The organism is Dactylosporangium salmoneum (genome assembly GCF_039532525.1).
Classification (GTDB): domain Bacteria; phylum Actinomycetota; class Actinomycetes; order Mycobacteriales; family Micromonosporaceae; genus Dactylosporangium; species Dactylosporangium salmoneum.
The window spans coordinates 1-17138 of record NZ_BAAARV010000066.1; the positions used below are offsets into that span (position 1 = coordinate 1).

Annotated in this window: 15 protein-coding genes and 2 tRNA genes; 8 read left to right on the top strand and 9 right to left on the bottom strand. The window is 70.3% G+C overall.

Features of this window, described 5'->3' with window-relative positions:
• The coding region (locus ABD352_RS33305; RefSeq protein WP_344616501.1) for a discoidin domain-containing protein at positions 1-473 on the top strand (473 nt) is incomplete at its 5' end.
• A gap of 272 nt (positions 474-745) precedes the next feature.
• On the opposite strand, the gene ABD352_RS33310 is transcribed toward ABD352_RS33305, so the two are convergent.
• Positions 746-819 (bottom strand) — tRNA-Met (locus ABD352_RS33310).
• Positions 820-1397: 578 nt separating this feature from the next.
• Between ABD352_RS33310 and ABD352_RS33315 the strand changes: the two genes are divergently transcribed.
• Together ABD352_RS33315 and ABD352_RS33320 are read left to right on the top strand one after the other, a co-directional pair.
• Positions 1398-1850: a hypothetical protein gene (locus tag ABD352_RS33315; RefSeq protein WP_344616502.1), complete on the top strand. Its 453-nt coding sequence runs from the start codon at positions 1398-1400 to the stop codon at positions 1848-1850.
• Between the two features lie 354 nt (positions 1851-2204).
• The gene (locus ABD352_RS33320) at positions 2205-2474 is read left to right on the top strand and encodes a tyrosine-type recombinase/integrase (protein WP_344616503.1); all 270 of its coding nucleotides are present in this window, start codon (positions 2205-2207) and stop codon (positions 2472-2474) included.
• Between the two features lie 70 nt (positions 2475-2544).
• Here the strand turns inward: ABD352_RS33320 and ABD352_RS33325 are convergent.
• The 3 genes from ABD352_RS33325 to ABD352_RS33335 form a co-directional block, all read right to left on the bottom strand.
• Positions 2545-2618: transfer RNA gene (locus ABD352_RS33325), tRNA-Met, on the bottom strand.
• Between the two features lie 116 nt (positions 2619-2734).
• The gene (locus tag ABD352_RS33330; protein WP_344616504.1) at positions 2735-5734 is read right to left on the bottom strand and encodes a UPF0182 family membrane protein; all 3000 of its coding nucleotides are present in this window, start codon (positions 5732-5734) and stop codon (positions 2735-2737) included.
• A 61-nt stretch (positions 5735-5795) separates the two neighbouring features.
• On the bottom strand, positions 5796-6830 hold the full coding sequence (locus ABD352_RS33335; RefSeq protein ID WP_344616505.1) for a YlbL family protein: 1035 nt from the start codon (positions 6828-6830) through the stop codon (positions 5796-5798).
• A gap of 56 nt (positions 6831-6886) precedes the next feature.
• On the opposite strand from ABD352_RS33335, the gene ABD352_RS33340 reads away from it, so the two are divergent.
• Positions 6887-8233 carry a zinc-dependent metalloprotease gene (locus ABD352_RS33340; protein ID WP_344616506.1) on the top strand — a complete coding sequence of 449 codons (1347 nt, stop codon included), beginning with the start codon at positions 6887-6889 and terminating at the stop codon, positions 8231-8233.
• A 391-nt stretch (positions 8234-8624) separates the two neighbouring features.
• Here the strand turns inward: ABD352_RS33340 and ABD352_RS33345 are convergent, their stop codons facing one another.
• Entirely contained in the window at positions 8625-9215 is a 591-nt protein-coding gene (locus tag ABD352_RS33345; protein WP_344616507.1) for a hypothetical protein, read from the bottom strand.
• Positions 9212-9736, bottom strand: a complete 525-nt coding sequence (locus ABD352_RS33350; protein ID WP_344616508.1) for a M48 metallopeptidase family protein — start codon at positions 9734-9736, stop codon at positions 9212-9214. The genes ABD352_RS33345 and ABD352_RS33350 overlap by 4 nt, the downstream gene beginning before the upstream one ends.
• A 374-nt stretch (positions 9737-10110) precedes the next feature.
• Between ABD352_RS33350 and ABD352_RS33355 the strand changes: the two genes are divergently transcribed.
• From ABD352_RS33355 to ABD352_RS33365, 3 genes are all read left to right on the top strand, one after another.
• Entirely contained in the window at positions 10111-10266 is a 156-nt protein-coding gene (locus tag ABD352_RS33355; RefSeq protein WP_425553753.1) for a DUF5679 domain-containing protein, read from the top strand.
• Positions 10267-10573: 307 nt separating this feature from the next.
• A complete protein-coding gene (locus tag ABD352_RS33360) occupies positions 10574-11635 on the top strand; it encodes a hypothetical protein (protein ID WP_344616510.1) in 1062 nt (353 codons plus the stop codon).
• 314 nt (positions 11636-11949) lie between these two features.
• On the top strand, positions 11950-13290 hold the full coding sequence (locus tag ABD352_RS33365; RefSeq protein ID WP_344616511.1) for an ABC1 kinase family protein: 1341 nt from the start codon (positions 11950-11952) through the stop codon (positions 13288-13290).
• Between the two features lie 285 nt (positions 13291-13575).
• Here ABD352_RS33365 and ABD352_RS33370 read toward each other — a convergent pair whose 3' ends face one another.
• The 3 genes from ABD352_RS33370 to ABD352_RS33380 form a co-directional block, all read right to left on the bottom strand.
• Complete coding sequence (locus ABD352_RS33370; protein ID WP_344616617.1) at positions 13576-13959, bottom strand: WhiB family transcriptional regulator; 384 nt, start codon at positions 13957-13959, stop codon at positions 13576-13578.
• Between the two features lie 118 nt (positions 13960-14077).
• Positions 14078-14515, bottom strand: coding sequence for a hypothetical protein (locus ABD352_RS33375; protein WP_344616512.1), 438 nt, complete (start codon positions 14513-14515; stop codon positions 14078-14080).
• A 170-nt stretch (positions 14516-14685) separates the two neighbouring features.
• Complete coding sequence (locus ABD352_RS33380) at positions 14686-16767, bottom strand: ATP-dependent DNA helicase UvrD2 (protein ID WP_344616513.1); 2082 nt, start codon at positions 16765-16767, stop codon at positions 14686-14688.
• 84 nt (positions 16768-16851) lie between these two features.
• Between ABD352_RS33380 and ABD352_RS33385 the strand changes: the two genes are divergently transcribed.
• The gene (locus tag ABD352_RS33385; protein ID WP_344616514.1) at positions 16852-17094 is read left to right on the top strand and encodes a mycoredoxin; all 243 of its coding nucleotides are present in this window, start codon (positions 16852-16854) and stop codon (positions 17092-17094) included.
• Positions 17095-17138 lie beyond the last annotated feature (44 nt).

Genomic DNA, 17138 nt, shown 5'->3' on the forward strand with positions numbered 1-17138 from the left:
GGATCAACGGCACCGCTCGCGGTACCGCATACGGCTACTCGCTCTTCGAGTTCGAGGTCTACGGCGGCACCACTCCACCGCAGCCGACCGGAAACCTGGCACTGAGCCGCCCGGTGACGGCGTCGAGCGTGGAGAACGCCGGCACCCCGGCCTCGGCCGCGGTGGACGGCTCCCTCACCACCCGGTGGTCGAGCGCGTTCAGCGACCCGCAGTGGATCCAGGTCGACCTGGGTCAGCCGACGTCGATCAGCCGGGTGAAGCTGACCTGGGAGGCCGCGTACGGCAAGAACTACACGATCCAAACCTCGCCCGACGGCACGAACTGGACAACGGTCCGCACGATCACCAATGGAGACGGCGGGGTGGACGACAACACCGCCCTCGCCGCCACCGGCCGGTACGTGCGGATCAACGGCACCGCTCGCGGTACCGCATACGGCTACTCGCTCTTCGAGTTCGAGGTCTACGGCTAGCCCGTAAGCCCGCACCAAGCGCGGAGGGCCCGCTCCGGGCCCTCCGCGCTCACCTGTTGAGGGGTTGCGCTGAGCGCAAACCCGACCAGCGCACGCCCGCCGCAGTTGGGACGGTGTGGGTGGACCGAACCCGACCAGCGCACCCACCGCAGCAGTTGAGGGGGCGTGGGTGGAGCGAAGCTCCCCCACTTTCAGGGAGCGAGCGAAGCGAGCGGGCAAGGCTACAACCCAAAAGGCGAGGGCCCCTGCACAAAGCAGGGGCCCTCAGGTTGTAGCGGGGACAGGATTTGAACCTGCGACCTCTGGGTTATGAGCCCAGCGAGCTACCGAGCTGCTCCACCCCGCGTCGGCTTGGTTAGGTTAGCGCATCTTCGTCCCGGGTTCCCACCCACCGCAGCAGTTGAGGGGGCGTGGGTGGGGCGAAGCTCCCCCACTCTTCAGGGAGCGAGCGAAGCGAGCGGGAAAGGCTACTCGTCAAAAGGCGAACGGCCCCTGCGTGAGCAGGGGCCGTTCAGATGAGTAGCAGGGACAGGATTTGAACCTGCGACCTCTGGGTTATGAGCAAATCGTGGACGTCTCAGCGGTCGCATCCGATCGCGTCCGTGTGCTCATGACCTGGCCATATAGTGCCGAGCGTCTCACCCGTGCCGATCCATCCCCGGCCGTGCCGGAGCCTCCTGGCTACATATTTGGCTACAGCCCGCCTGACGTGCGAGCGGTGCCGCCACGCCGCGCCGGCGCCGTGTCCACACTCGGCGGCGAACTGCGGAGGTGCACTGAATCTCCTCTAAACCGCCACGAGATCCTGACAGGCCAGGACCGACACTCGCCGTATATTCGCGATCCATGACGCCCTCACAACCGACCTGGTCACGTCTCGCCGCTAGGGCTCGGCGACGCCTCTCCTGGCGAGTCGGTCTCGTAGTGGGCTTAGTCGCGTTGCTGGCGGTGTCGTTGGCTTACGTCCTCTACCCCGACGATCCGAGGGCGTATCCGGGGTCCGACGGCGGTGAATCGCTCGACCGAAATCTCGCGCGGGCACACATGGTCCTGCCAGCATGCGGACAACCGAGTGCCCGTTACGCCGCTCACTGGGACGGCCTGTTTCCGTCGTACCTCTTCCAGCTGCGCTTCACCGCATCACCAGGCTGCGTAGACGAGTTCCTCCAAGTGAACCACTACACAGCGTTGCCCGAGCAAGGCGTGGCGTTCTTCGTGTCCCGCGCCCCGGCCGAGTACGGCTGGCCGAGCGACCAGTGGAAGAAGTACACGATCGTCCCGGTTGCTTTCGAGACCACCTCACCGATCGCAGTTCTGATCGCCATCGACAGTTCGATCGACCCGTCTGACGTGTTCGTCAAATTCAGCAGCGGGTGATTTGAGACCCGATCCGTCGGGCTCGGACCGTTGCTCGACGGGTCACTCGACCCCTGACCCCCACACTGCCAGGACCGATCTTGAGACGGCCGTTGACGTGCACGCACGTCACAGCCTTGGAACTGGCGCGAGTCCCGGCCCGCTGACGATGGAAGACACCCGCGTCGTGGTCGGCGGGAAGGCCCAGAACTCCGATGGCAAGACGGAGAGCAGTTTCGGCCGCGTCGTCTCGCTTGACCCGGTGACCGTGGCGCACCTACGGCAGCACCTCACGATGCTGGACAGGGTACGCAAGGACTTCGGGAGCGGCTACCAGGACCACGGCAAGCTGTTCTGCCACTCGGACGGACGCCTGTGCATCCGGACACGATCACCCGCCGGTTCAACCGCATGGTCGACCTGGCCGACGTCCCCCGAATCCGGCTGCACGATGTGCGGCACACCTACGCCACGTTGGCGCTCGACAACGGCGAAGACCTCAAGGTGGTGAGCGACCGGCTCGGTCACGCGAACGTGACCGTCACGGCGCAGATCTACACGCACCGGTCGGTGGGCAAGGACCGCCAGTCAGCCGAGCGCATCGCTGGTCAATTCTTCGGAAAGGACTGGGCAATGCGGGCTTGAAACGGCGCCCTGGCTACACCAGACGCGAAAGCGCCCTCCCAGAGAATCTCTGGAAGGGCGCTTTCCTTTGTAGCGGGGACAGGATTTGAACCTGCGACCTCTGGGTTATGAGCCCAGCGAGCTACCGAGCTGCTCCACCCCGCGTCGGCTTGTTTAGATTAGCGCACCTTCGTCCCGGGTTCCAAATCGGCGCCGGGGGATAGTGTCCGGCGTCACCCAGACCGGGATCCGTGACCCCGGCCCGGGTGACATACACGCGATCAGCCCGCGGAAGGCTGCGGCGAAGCGGCCGCAGACGTCCCGGTCGAGGCGGACACGGACGGGCCCGGGGAGGCGCCCACCGAGGGCGTGGCGGCAGGAGTGCCGCCCGCCGCCTTCACCGCGTCCTGGTACCTCCCGATGGCGTCCTGCAGGGCCTTGAGGGCCTTGCCGTACGCCTCGAAGTCACCGGACTTCTGAGCCGCCTCCAGGTCCGCGATCGCCTTGTTCATGGCGGCGATCGCTTCCTGGATCTGGGGCGTGCTCGGCTGGTTGCCGGTCGTGGTGCCGCCCTGGTCGCCCTGGCCGGGGTCGGTCTGCGGCGGCGGTGCTTGACCCGTCACCTGTTTGACCAGCTCCTGCAGGCCCTGGGTGAGCGTGTCGGCGTAGGCCATGTACTGGCCGTAGGCCACCAGCACCTTCTGCATGCGCGGGAAGGCCTTGTCGTTCTTGTTTCTCAGATAGATCGGCTCGACGTACAGCATGCCGTTGGCGACCGGTAGCGAGAGCAGGTTGCCGTAGATGACGTCGGAGTTGCTCGACGCGAACTGGGTCAGGTCCTTTCTCGCGTCGACGAGTGAGGTCATGCTGGCGTGCGTCTGGTTCGGGCCCTGGATCGCCGTGTTGGCCGGCAGCTCCAGCACCTCGAAGCGTGGCTGGCCGTTGACGTAGGAGGCGGACATGAGGGCCGCCAGGTTGCCCCGCTTGCGCGGCGCCATCGCGGCGGTCAGCTGGAAGCGGGCCGAGTCCTGCTTCGGCAGCTGGGCGACGATGTAGTACGGCGGCTGGTCGGCCGTGCTGTTGGCCGGGTCCTTCGGGACCTCCCAGAAGTCCTGCCCGGAGAAGAAGCCGTCGGGCGAGGTCACGTGGAAGCGGCTGAGCAGGTCGCGCTGGACCTTGAACTGGTCCTCGGGGTAGCGCAGGTGGTCCATCAGGCTCTGCGAGATCGCCGAGCGGGGCTGGACCAGCTTGCCGCCGAAGGCCTTGTTCCAGGTCTTGAGCACCGGGTCCTGGTCGTCGAAGGCGTAGAGCTTGACCTCGCCGGTGTAGGCGTCGACGGTGGCCTTGACGGAGTTGCGCAGGTAGTTGACGTCCTGGCGGGGCTCCGGGAAGACCCGGCCGCTGGTCGAGGAGTCCTGGATCGCGGTGTTCCAGTCCAGCTTCTGCGCGTACGGGTACGTCGCCGACGTCGTGTAGCCGTCGATGATCCACTGGATCTTGCCGTCGACCACGGCCGGGTACGGGTCGCTGTCCAGGGTCAGGAACGGGGCGATGTTGCGCACCCGGGTCTCCGGGTCGCGCACGTACATGACCTTGGAGTGGTCGTTGAGCACCCCGGAAAGCAGGAAGTTCGTCTCGCGGAAGTACGAGGCGAAGAGCAGCCGGCGCCAGAAGTTGTTCACGGCGACGCCGCCGCTGCCGTCGTACGTCGAGTAGGTGCTCGACTGGTCCTCGCCCCCGGTCGGCACGTTGAACTCGGCGTCGCGGTCGCCCGCCTTGGCCTTGCCGACGATCGCGTAGACGTCGCCCATCTGCTCGCCGTAGTAGATCTGCGGATGGGTGACCGGGATCTTGTCCTTGTCGGCCACGCAGCTCTTGCCCTCGACCTTGTTGGCGTCCGGCTGGGCCGAGTCGCCGAAGAAGCCCGAGACGTACAGCGGCTGGCCGCTGCAGACGACCTGGTTGGCCGGGGCGGCCACGAACCCGTAGCCGTGCGTGTACACGCTGTGGCGGTTCTGCCAGTTGTTCTGCTGCAGCTGGTCGTAGCGGATCTCACGGACGCCGACGATGTAGTCCTGCGTCTTGCCGTCGATCGTGTAGCGGTCGATGTCGAGCTTCGGGTTGAACTCGTAGAAGCCGCGGACCTGCTGCTGCTGGGTGTACGTGTCGCCGACGACGGCCGGGTCGAGCAGCCGGATGTTGTTGACCGTGGCGTCCTTGCCGTCGACCAGGCTGGCCGGCGGGTTGGGGTTGTCCGCCTCGTAGGCCTCGACCTTGACGTCCTTCAGGCCGAACGCGTCCCTGGTGGCGTCGATCGCGTACTGGAAGTACGGCGACTCCTTCTGCAGCTGGCTCGGCTTCACGGTGAAGGACTGCACCGCGGCCGGGTAGATGCCGCCGACCGCGACCGCCGACAGGGCGAGCAGGCCCAAGGCCAGGCCCGGCCACACCAGGTTACGCATGAACGCGTTGGAGAAGACCAGGATCGCGATCGCCACGATGATCGAGATCCAGGCCAGGATCTCCTTCGCCGGCAGCAGGGCGTTGATGTTGGTGTAGCCGGCGCCGTAGAGGTCCTGGGTGGGGAACTTGTCCAGCAGCAGGCCGCGCCGGTCCAGGAAGTAGGCGGCCGCCTTGAGCAGCACGAACGCCGCGACCAGGGCGGTCAGGTGGGCCCGGGCGGCGGCGGTCATCCGCTCGCCGGCGCCCTGCAGCCGGACCCCGCCGAAGAGGTAGTGCAGGGCCAGCGCGCCGAGCAGGGAGAAGACCACGGTCGTGAAGGCCACGCCCAGCAGGTAGCGCCAGAACGGGTACTCGAACACGTAGAACGACAGGTCGACGTGGAACTCAGGGTCGGTCTTGCCGAACGGGGTGCTGTTGCTGAACAGCATCCAGTCCTGCCAGTGACCCTGGGCCGAGAGCCCGGAGAAGAGCCCGATCAGGGCGGCGACCAGGACGATCCAGCCCATCATGTGGGGCAGGAGGAAGAGCCGGTAGCGATCCAGCGCGTGCTGCTCGGCCGAGTGCGGGCGCAGCAGCGGGCGGGTGCGGTAGGCCAGGTAGAGGTTACCGGCGATGACCAGCCCGACGGCCACCCCGAAGATCAGGAACATCCAGATTCGGGTCGTGAGCACCCCGGTGAAGACCTGGGGGTACTTGACCTCGGAAAACCACAGGTAGTCCGCCCACGCACCGACCACCCGGTCGAACAGCGTGAACAACAGGAAGACGACCACCAGCACGGCGATCGTGACCCGGCCACGCCGGCTCACCCTGGTCATCGGATTACGCATTACCACGGTCGGCTCCGCCCGTTCGCGTATGGAAACTCGTTCAGCGTAGTCATCGGCTGCACAAAGCTGGCGTCCGACCGGCCCGCAGCGCCGTCAGCGCCGCCAGCGCGTCGTCCACGTTGGTGACCTTGACGAGGGGCAGGCCGGGCTGCGGATTGTCCATCGCCTCGGCGCAGTTGCTGGCGGGCGTGAGGAACACCTTGGCCCCGGCGGCCTTCGCGGCGACCAGCTTCTGCGGGATGCCACCGATCGGCCCGACGTTGCCGGCGTCGTCGATCGTGCCGGTACCAGCGATGATCATTCCGCCGGTCAGGTCCTCGGGCTCGATGGTGTCGATGATGCCGAGCGTGAACATGAGGCCGGCCGACGGGCCGCCGATCTTGTCCAGCTGGATGGTCAGCTTGAAGGGGTGCGGCTGCGTGGTGCCCACCTGCACGCCGAGGCGCGGGTTGCCGTCGTCGCCGGCCTTGGTGGCGATCTCGACGGTCTGCGTCTGCCCGCCGCGGACGATCTCCACCTGGCGCACGGTGCCGGCCGGCTTGGCCCGGATCAGCTCGGTGAGCTTGTCCGGCGAGTCGACGGCGGTGCCGTCCACGGCCTTGATGACGTCGTCCTTCTGCAGCTTGCCGACGGCCGGGAAGCCCTCGCTCACCTCGCCGACGGTGACGAGCACCGGGTAGCCGAGCTTGCGCAGCGCCACCGTCTCGGCCGAGGTCTGGGACTGCTGGAAGTCCCGGGCGTTGTCCTCGTCGACCTGCTGCTGGGTGCGGTCGGGCGGGTAGATGAGCTCCCGCGGCACGACGGCGTGGTCGTGCTCGAACCAGCCGGCCATCGCCTCGTACAACGTGAGCTCAGGCTGCACCGACACCGTGGTCATGCGCAGCTGCCCCTTGGACTTGGTGGCCGTGGCGCCCTCGACGCTGATGATCGGATGGCCGCCCGGCTTGCCCGTGTCCGTTCCCAGGGTGTCGTACGTCGGTCCGGGCCCCATCGCGACATACGGCACCTTGACCACGGTCGCCTGCCAGGACAGCACCAACAGCAGCAACGCGCCGAACAGCACGGTGAGCCCACGACGTCTCATGGCGGCGAGCCTAGCGCCCCCGACCCATCCCACCTGGAAGCGAGTACCGTTGAGGAATGCCCGCAGACATCCCGTTCGGCTTCGGTCCGTCCGGCGGCGACGTGCCGGATCCCAATGATCCGCGCCAGATGCAGCAATTCCTCAGCCAGCTGCAGCAGCTTTTCGCCACGCCCGGCGGCGGTCCGGTCAACTGGGATCTGGCCCGCCAGCTGGCCCAGGCCCACCTGACCGGCAACGGCCCGGGCGCGGGCATGTCGCAGTTCCCGGTCGGCTTCGCCATGCCCGGCACCCAGGTGCAGGTGCCGATGCCCGAGGTCGACAGCGAGGCCAGCAAGCCGGTCGGCGACCCGGCGGTGACCGCCGTGGAGCGCGCCTCGGTCATCGAGGCGCTGCGCCTGGCCGACCTGTGGCTCGAGCCCGAGTCCTCCCTCCCGTCCGGCGTGCGCTCGACCTCGGCCTGGAGCCGCGGCGAGTGGCTGAACCAGACCCTGCCGGTCTGGCGCAAGCTGTGCGACCCGGTGGCGGCCCGCATGGTGTCGGCGATGACCGAGCTGGTGCCCGAGGAGATGCGCGCCCAGATGGGCCCGATGACCTCGATGGTCGCCTCCCTCGGCGGGGCCCTGCTCGGCGGCCAGCTGGGCACCGCGCTCGGCTCGCTCGCCGCCGAGGTGCTCTCGGCCGGCGACATCGGCCTTCCGCTCGGCCCGGCGGGCACGGCGGCGCTGGTGCCGGCCAACATCGCGGAGTACGGCAAGGGCCTGGAAATCCCCGACGACCAGGTGCGCCTCTACGTGGCCCTGCGCGAGGCGGCCCACCAGCGGCTCTTCGGCCACGTGCCGTGGCTGCGCGGGCACGTCTTCGCCGCCGTGGAGGCCTACGCCGCCGGGATCCACGTCGACCGCGAAGCGATCGAAGAGGCGATGAGCCGCTTCGACCCCACGACGATGGGCACCGACCCCCAGGAGCTGGTGCTCGAAGGCATCTTCACGCCCGAGGACACGCCGCAGCAGCGGGCCGCGCTGGCCCGGCTGGAGACCGCGCTTGCGCTGGTCGAGGGCTGGGTCTGCCACGTCGTCGACCGGGCCGCCGGCGACCGCCTCCCCGACGTGGTGCGCCTCTCGGAGGCCTTCCGCCGCCGCCGGGCGGCCGGTGGGCCGGCGGAGCAGACCTTCGCGGCCCTCGTCGGGCTGGAGCTGCGGCCGCGGCGGCTGCGCGAGGCCACGGCGCTGTGGAACGCGCTGACCGAGCACCGGGGCATCAGCGGCCGGGACGCGCTGTGGGGCCACCCGGACCTGCTGCCCGACGAGGAGGCGTTCGCGGATCCGGAGATGTTCGCGCGGACCCAGCTCGACCTGGGCGACCTGGGCTTCAACGACGAAACCGGCGAGGAGCCCAAGGAGTAGTTGCCCGCGCTTGGCACGTCGGAGCTGGCAGCGATGAGCGCCAGCTCCGACTGTTCCGGCCGGGCATGGCTCGCTGCTCCCCCGCGCGCCGACCCACTTCCGCGCTTCCCACGAGCCTGGGCACCGCGATGAGTCGGGCATCACGCTGCGCCGAACACGGCCTGCGGCTGACGCCCTCCCCCCGCGAGCCTGAGCATCACGCTGCGCCGAACACGGCCTACGGCTGACGCCCTCCCCCGCACGCCGACCCGCCTCCGCGCTTCCCGCGAGCCCGGGCACCACGCTGCGCCGAACACGGCTCGCTGCTTTCAGCGATAAGTCGGGCGCTGGCGCGCCACGACTTATCGGATTTTCCGCCCGACACGACCTAAGCGGCGATTTGCCCGGTTTCTCAGGTCAAGATCGCGCGGGTGGCTTCCCAGCCGTCCAGGCCAGGGTCGAGGCGGCGCAGGTCGGCCGGGCCGCGGAGACGGTGCCAGCCCGGGGCGGCGGCGACCATGGTGGGGTCGGGGGCCGGGCGGCGGGCGGTGACCACGTCGCCGGCCTCGGCGTCCAGCTCCGGCACCCAGTCCGGCAACGGCAGGCGGGCGGAGGCTGCGAGCAGGCCGCCGTCATGAGCGGGCGCGATGGCCAAGTGCCGGGTGGACAGCGGGCGCAGCAGCTTGCCGATGAGCATGGCCGGCAGGTCGGGCGCGTCGGCCAGGACCACCGCGGCCTTGTCGTGCCCGTCGGCGGCCGCCGCGGCCAGGGCGGCGCGGATGGTCGGGGTCTCGACCTCGTAGATGCGGGTCGACGGCCAGGCGATCTTGGCGGCCAGCGGCATGTCGTCCGCGACGGCGGCGATGGCCGCCTGGACGCGCGGCAGCGGGGTGAGCAGGTCGACCAGGTCCTCGGCCATCGCGGCCCGCCAGGAGTCCAGGTCAGTGCCGGGCGGCGACCAGGTCACCGGCACCAGCAGCGCAACAACCGCGGCCACCGTCACTCGGTGATCCCCAGCCCTGCTGCCGCCGACACCCCCTCAAGATACCCCCGGGCCCGCTCCGCCTTCGGATAGCGGGCCACGAGCGCCCAGAAGGCGCCGCTGTGGCTCGGTATGACCAAGTGTGACAGCTCGTGCAGCAGTACGTAGTCGATCACCCAGTCCGGCATCTCCTGAACGCGGTGAGAGATCCGGATGGTACCGTCGTCCGGCGTGCAAGATCCCCAACGGCCGTTCTGGTTCTGCACCCACCGCACGCTCGCCGGGCGGGCGGCCGCGGGGTGGTCGGGCAGGTAGCGGGCGGCGAGGCGCTGTGCGCGGGCGGTCAGCTCCACGTCGGTGCGGCGGGCGCGCTGCTCACGGGCGGCGAGGCGCTCCAGCATGCGGTCGACCCACTCGCGCTCCTCCGCACGGGAGAACTGGGCCGGTATCAGCACGACCACCCGCTCACCGTCGCGGTAGGCAGACACCGTGCGTCGGCGGCGCTTGCTGCGCCGCACCTCGATGACCGGCTTGCGTGTCATGCCGGCCCCCCTCGGGTACCGCTCACGGAGGAACGCTAGCCGGAGGCGGCCATCCCTTCGCAAGGGCCAATCTCCGGGAGCGCGCCCGTAAGTCACCCATTCGTGGTGACTCGCCGGAAAGATTCCACCGGAAGTCCGGCCTGCTCCGGGACCCGGGCGCGATTTCATCCACAGCAACCCACACCGTTGCCCACACGGTTATCCCCAGGCTGTGCATAGTGTGTACGGTGCGGTTGGAGGAAGATCTTCCGATTACGCTCGGCGTGTCCCGTCTAACCGCACTTTCCCCGAGTGTCCGACAAGGCACACTCACCACGTTGGCCTAGCTGGTCAGCACCGGTACGCGGGGCGTGCCGGACCGAGATGAGGAGGGCATCGTGGCCGAGACCTACAACGGCTACTGCGTCAAGTGCAAGGAGAAGCGGGACTTCGAGGGCGAGATCGCCATCTCGAAGAACGGCATGAAGACGGCGAAGGGCCCGTGCCCGGTGTGCGGCACCACCGTCAACCGGATCCTCGGCAAGGCCTGACGCTCCAGGGCGCCCTCGACGCCCGCCCCGCACGTGGCCCACACCCGGGCCGAACGACGCAACCCGCCAGGGGTCCCCGTCCACACCTGGCATTCGGCCCGGATATGTCCGCCACCTCGTGACGGACATATCCGATTTTTCGGTTAAGAAGGTTCTCGCGAGTCCTTGCGAACCTGTGCGTACCCCCGCGCGATTGCGCCTCCGCCTGTGGACAACCCGGGTCCCAGCTGTGGATAACGCCGGCCGACGGTGGATCATCCTGTGGATAACCGCGTCGGCCGGCGCGCAGCCGTGTTAATGGTGGTCTATGCGACCGACGCTCCTGCCCGGCCTGCGACGCCTCTGGCGCGACGAACGCACCGTCCAGCTCGGCACCGACCCGGCCACGGCGATCGTCCTCGAACTGAACCGCCCCGAGCTGGCCCGCGCCCTCGACCTGCTCGACGGCCGGCACACCGTGCACACCCTGGTGGCCGAGGCGGAGGCGCTCGGCCTCGACGGCTCCGACGTGCTCGACCTGATCCAGGCGCTGCGCTCGTCGGGCCTGCTGGTCGGCTCCCACGCGCTGCTGCCCACCGGCCTGCCCGGCCACGTGGGCGCCCGCCTGACCGTCGAGGCGGCCGCCATCGGCCTGCGCCTGCGGGCCGGCGACGACGCCCGGACGCCCGCCGACGTCCTGCGCCGCCGCACCGCCGCGCGGGTCGTGGTCGCCGGCGAGGGCCCGCTGGTGGCCCCACTGGCCACCGCGCTCGCCGGCGCCGGCATCGGCCACGTGGACCCGCTGGTCGACGGCGCCGCGACCCACGGCGACGTGGCCGTGGGCGGCCTCGCCCGGTCCGACGTCTCCGAGCCGCGGACCTTGGCCACGTCCTCGGCGATCGCCCGCATCGCGCCGGGGGTGGATGTTTCATCGGTGCGCGCGGACAACGTCGACTTCCTCGTGCGCGTGGGCGACCGGCACCCGCCCGGCCTGGCCCGCCGCGGCTACCGGCTGCACGCCCTGCCGCGCCTTGAGGTGACCGTGCGGCTGGGCACGGTCCTCGTCGGGCCGCTGGTGCGGCCGGCGGGCTCCCCGTGCCGCACGTGCCTGGACCTGCACCGCATCGACCGCGACCCGGCCTGGCCGGTGATGGCCGCCCAGCTGGCCACGGCCCCGCCGGGCGGAGGCGAGCCGTGCAGCGTGACCACGGTCATGGCCGGGGCGGCCTTCGCGGCGGAGGAGGTGCTGGCCTACCTGGACGGCGACCCGGTGCGGACGGAGGCGGCGCTGGTCGAGATACCGAGGGCCGGCGAGACGGTACGGCGGGAGTGGTCCGCCCACCCCCGCTGCACCTGCCGCCGGCGGCGCAGGCCGGGCAGCGCCAGTTGAGCGGGCGGGGCAAAAGGCGCCAATTGAGCCGCGGGGGCGGGCAAACCTGCCGCCGGCGGCGCAGGCCGGGCAGCGCCAACTGAGCCGCGGGGCGGGGCAAAAGGCGCCAATTGAGCCGCGGGGGCGGGCAAACCTGCCGCCAACGGCGAAGCCCGGGCAGCGCCAATTGAGCCGCAGGGCGGGGCAAAACCAGCCGCCAACCAAGAAGACCGGGCGGCGGAATTCGCGCCGCAGGGCGGGACGAAACGGGGCTTGTGCGAGGCCTGTGACTGCCGTCGCCGTCGCCGAGTGCGCGGACCAGGTAAGAATGACTTGTGACCGAGATCCCCAGGGGCGCAGTCGCCCGCACCGCACGGCTGGCGTCGCTTCCCCTCGGGCTGGCCGGACGGGCCGCGCTCGGGCTCGGCAAGCGCGTCACCGGCATGGCGGCCGACGTGGTGTCGGCCGACGTGCAGCGGCGCACCGCCGAGCATCTGTTCAGCGTGCTCGGGCAGCTCAAGGGCGGCGCGATGAAGATGGGGCAGGCGCTGTCCGTCTTCGAGGCCGCGCTGCCCGAGGAGCTCGCCGGGCCCTACCGGGCCGCGCTCACCAAGCTGCAGGAGGCCGCGCCGCCGCTGCCGACCGCCAGCGTGCACAAGGTGCTGGACGAGTCGCTCGGGGCGGACTGGCGGTCGCTGTTCAAGGAGTTCGACGACAAGCCGGCCGCGGCGGCCAGCATCGGGCAGGTGCACCGGGCGGTCTGGTCCGACGGGCGGACGGTGGCGGTCAAGGTGCAGTACCCGGGCGCCGGGGACGCGCTGCGCTCCGATCTCAACCAGCTGGCGCGCTTCGCCGGGCTGTTCAAGGCCATCCAGCCCGGCCTGGACGTCAAGCCGCTGGTCGCCGAGATCCGCGACCGGGTGACCGAGGAGCTCGACTACGAGCTGGAGGCCCGCTCGCAGACCGCGTTCGCGACCGCCTTCGACGCGGACCCCGACATCTTCGTGCCGCCGGTGCTCGCCTCGTCGCCCCGCGTGCTGGTGACCGAGTGGGTCGAGGGCACCCCGCTGTCGACGATCATCTCCGGCGGCACCGAGGAAGAGCGCAACCGCGCCGGGAAGCTCATGGCGCTGCTGCACTTCTCGGCGCCGGCCCGGGTCGAGATGCTGCACGCCGATCCGCACCCGGGCAACTATCGGCTGCTGGCCGATGGGCGGCTCGGGGTGCTCGACTTCGGTGCCGTGGCCCAGCTGCCCGGCGGCCATCCGGAGATCATCGGGCGGCTGACCCGGCTGGCGCTCGCGGGGGACGCCCAGGCGGTGCTCGAGGGCCTGCAGCAGGAGGGGTTCATCAAGGGCGATGCCAAGTTCGACGCGGCGGCCGTGCTCGGGTACATCCGGCCGATGCTCGACCCGCTCGCCGAGGACGAGTTCCAGTTCACCCGCGCGTGGCTGCGCTCGGAGGCGGGGCGGCTGGCCAACCCGAAGAGCCCGGCGTACGCGCTGAGCCGGCAGCTCAACCTCCCGCCCTCGTACATGATGGTGCACCGGGTCACGCTGGGGTCGATCGGCGTGTTGTGCCAGCTGGAGGCCCGGGCCGGATACCGGCAGATCCTGACCGACTGGCTGCCCGGGTTCGCCGAGCCGCCGGCCAAGAAGACCCGGCGCAAGAAATAGGACGGGCCCCCTCCACTTGGAAGGGGGCCCGCGACGGGCAGTTATCGGGTCAGGTACGACTCCTGCTCGCGCCGAGCGCGGATGGCGACCTGACGGGCGGACGGGTAAGCCTCAGAGCGCTTGACAGCCTGAGGCCCACGCATTCGGGCCCGTGATAGTGCTTCGTGGAGTAGTTGCAAGGACATCTCAATGCTCCTGATGGCAGTCGTGTGAGTGGTCGTACGGAGCCGGGTCGGTCGCGCGTGGCGCGGCCCTCGGCTGGCTGGCTGTCGATGTGCGCTCATGTCAGGCCGCCACACCGGCGGTGACCGCCTTGGTGCGAGCGGCGACCTCGACCCGCAGGACGGCGTCGCGGGCGACGTCCTCCTTGCGCGGGCGGCCCCGCGGACGCTTGCGCGGCACAACGGCGCCACGCTCGAAGATCTCGCCACCCCAGACACCCCAGGGCTCGGCGCGCTCGATCGCGCCCGCCAGGCACTCGGCGCGGAGCGGGCACTCCACACAGAGCGACTTCGCGAGCTCGAGCTCCGCCGGCGAGTCGGCGAACCACAGGTCCGGGTCGAAGGTGCGGCACGGCAGGTCGGACTTGACGCCTCGCGCAGTAACACGGAGACGCTCGTCCACGGCCGACGCGTCGCGCACGTCGATCGATGCCAAGGCCAGGCTCATCCCGGTCACCCCTTTCTGTCTGTCGATCGTCTGGTTGATCGTTCGGTACAAATGAATGAGGCCGCGGATCCCGGTGTCGGGTTCCGCGGCCTCGAGGTGAGCCGGTGAGTCGGTCTTGTTAGACCGGCCTGCCTCGAGGTGGTATTCCGCGGACTCCGCCATTGGGCTTCAGAGCCGTCATGCTGTGCTTCGCGTCGAACCCATTGGTCCCCTGAACCTGGGCCCCACGCCGGTCGAGCTGAATCTCGTCGGTGGTGCTGATGCTGGTGTCGCCGGTGCGGGCCTGGTCGTCGCCGCCCGGCTCGGTGACCCGAACCGTGCCCTCGACCCGAACCGGCTCGGTAGCGCCGGCGGCAGCCGGGACAACCGTGGCCGGGACGGCCGTAGCCGGGACGGAGACTGCCGGGACGGAGGCAGCCGGAGCCAGGACCAGCGCCTGGGCAAGGGCAGACTCGTGCCACGACAGCAGGGCGGTCGGCGAGACACGACGCACCGAGGCTTGCGAGCAGACGGCAGGCAGCAGCGACCGCCGCTCCGATGTCGAATAGAGCTTCACGGGGGCCACCTTCTCTCCGCAGACTCGTGGTGTGTCGCCGCCGGTCGTCCGGCGTCGTGTTCGCAGGCTATGCCGTGCCTTCACGGTAGGGCAATCGAATTTCCGGGAAAAGTCCTTGTCACATTTCCAGCTGGCCCGCAACCGGGTGAACCGGGCCGCGGTCCGGCCCGTCAGGCCTGCTCAGTGAGGGTGTCGACCGACGTGCCGGCGACGAGGGCGAGCACGTCGTCGCCGTAGAGCCCCAGCTTCCGCGGCCCGATCCCGGCGATCACGGCGAGTTCCTCGCGCCGGCCGGGGCGCCGCTCGGCGATGGCCGCCAGGGTCACGTCGGTGAAAATCACAAAGGCCGGGACCTTCTGCACCGCGGCCAGCCGGGCCCGCCAGTCGACGAGCCGGGCCAGCAGCTCCTCGTCGAGATCCGACGGGCAGGTGGCGCACCGGCCGAGCTTGCGCTCGGCCCCGTTGACCAGCCCGGCACCGCAGACCCGGCAGGAGACGGCCATGACCCGCCGGACCCGGCCCGCGACCGCCGCCTTGTCGAGGGGCTTGCGCACGGCCTGCGCGGACGGGGCGGACGACGGCACGAACCGGCTCGGGCGGCGGGAGCGGCCGCCTGGGGTGCGGGCGGAGGCGTGCGACAGCCAGAGGGTGTGGCGGGCGCGGGTCACCCCGACGTACAACAGGCGCCGCTCCTCCTCGACCGCGTCCGGGGTCCTGGCGTGGATGACGGGCAGGGTCCCCTCGGCCAGCCCGACCAGGAACACCGCGTCCCACTCGAGGCCCTTCGCCGAGTGCAACGACGAGAGCGTCACGCCCTCGACGGTCGGCACGTGCTGCAGCGCCGCGCGCCGGGCCAGCTCGGCGTGGAACTCCTCCAGGGAGAGGGTGGGCATGCCCTCGGCCAGGGCGACCAGCGCGGCCACCGACTCCCACCGCTCCCGCTGGGCACCGCCGGCGGGCGCGGCGTCGGGCCGCCAGCCGACCCGCTCCAGCGCGGCGTGCACGGTCGGGACGAGGCCGTCGGCCGGCTCCCCGCGGTACGCGCGCAGCGCGAACATGGCCTCGCGCACCTCGACCCGGTCGAAGAAGCGCTCGGTGCCGTGCAGCACGTAGGGCACCCCCGCCTCGGCCAGCGCCTCCTGGTAGACCTCGGACTGGGCGTTCACCCGGAAGAGGATGGCGATCTCGCGGGCCGGGGTGCCGCCGGCGATGAGCTCGGCGCAGCGGGCGGCCACGGCGGCCGCCTCCTCCGGCTCGTCGGCGAAGATGCGCACGGTCGGCTCCGGGCCGGCCGGGCGCTGGCCGACGAGCTCGAGGCGCAGCCGGGACAGGTCGCCGCGGGCCCGGGAGATGACCGCGTTGGCCAGGCCGACGACCTGCGGGGTGGAGCGGTAGTCGCGCACCAGCCGGACCACCGTGGCGGCGGGGTGGCGGCGCTTGAAGTCGACCAGGTAGGAGGCGCTCGCCCCGGTGAAGGAGTAGATCGTCTGGCTGGCGTCGCCGACCACGGTGAGATCCTCGCGCCCGCCCAGCCAGGCGTCGAGCAGCCGCTGCTGCATCGGGTTGACGTCCTGGTACTCGTCGACGACGAAATGGCGATACTGCGCCCGCACCTGCTCGGCGACGTCGGGGTGCTCCTCGACGGCCCAGATCGCCGCGCGGATCATGTCCTCGAAGTCGATCACGCCCTGGGCCCGTTTGAGCCGCTCGTAGTGTGCGTAGACCTGGGCGACCTTGGCCGCGTCCAACGGCGGCTCGCGCATCGCCTTGGACGCCGCGGCCGCGTAGTCGTCCGGCTCGACCAGCGACGCCTTGGCCCACTCGATCTCGCTCGCCAGGTCGCGGGCGACCTCGCGGTCGGTGCGCAGGCCGGCCCGGGTGGCCGCGGCCCCGACCAGCCGGGCCTTGCTGTCGAGCAGCTCGGGCATGTCGCGGCCGGAGAACAGCCGGGGCGCGAAGTAGCGCACCTGGCGCAGCGCGGCGGCGTGGAAGGTGCGGGCCTGCACCCCGTCGGCGCCGAGCCGGCCGAGCCGCTCGCGCATCTCGGCGGCGGCCCGGGCGGTGAACGTGACGGCGAGGACGTGCTGGGCCCGGACCTGCCCGGACCGGACACGGTGGGCGATGCGGTGCGTGATCGCCCTGGTCTTGCCGGTGCCGGCACCGGCCAGGATGCACAGCGGCCCGGCCGGAGCGGTCACGGCGACCGCTTGGTCCGGGTCGAGCCCGGCGAGAATCTCTGAGGAGTCCGCCACAGCTGGACATCATTCCAGGGGGGTACGACGTTATGCCGCTTTGCCGTGTGTGACCCCGCCGATGCTTTTTGGAGGATCCACCCCATGTTGACCATGTACTCCACCACCTGGTGCGGCTACTGCCACCGCCTCAAGAGTCAGATGGACCGCGAGGGCATTCAGTACCAGGTCGTCGACATCGAGCGGGACCCGGAGGCGGCGAAGTTCGTGGAGAGCGTCAACGGCGGCAACCAGACCGTCCCGACGCTGCGCTTCGACGACGGCACGGCGCTGACGAACCCCTCGATCGTGCAGGTCAAGAAGCACCTGGAAACTGTCGGTAGCTGAACGCTGCTGAATCCGTTACGGTGGCTGGCGAACGCCGGAATGCC

Coding starts and splice junctions, on each gene's coding strand:
- ABD352_RS33330 (WP_344616504.1), bottom strand. CDS start 5,734: ATGACCAGGGTGAGCCGGCGTGGCCGGGTCACGATCGCCGTGCTGGTG.
- ABD352_RS33335 (WP_344616505.1), bottom strand. CDS start 6,830: ATGAGACGTCGTGGGCTCACCGTGCTGTTCGGCGCGTTGCTGCTGTTG.
- ABD352_RS33340 (WP_344616506.1), top strand. CDS start 6,887: ATGCCCGCAGACATCCCGTTCGGCTTCGGTCCGTCCGGCGGCGACGTG.
- ABD352_RS33350 (WP_344616508.1), bottom strand. CDS start 9,736: ATGACACGCAAGCCGGTCATCGAGGTGCGGCGCAGCAAGCGCCGCCGA.
- ABD352_RS33360 (WP_344616510.1), top strand. CDS start 10,574: ATGCGACCGACGCTCCTGCCCGGCCTGCGACGCCTCTGGCGCGACGAA.
- ABD352_RS33370 (WP_344616617.1), bottom strand. CDS start 13,959: ATGAGCCTGGCCTTGGCATCGATCGACGTGCGCGACGCGTCGGCCGTG.
- ABD352_RS33385 (WP_344616514.1), top strand. CDS start 16,852: ATGTTGACCATGTACTCCACCACCTGGTGCGGCTACTGCCACCGCCTC.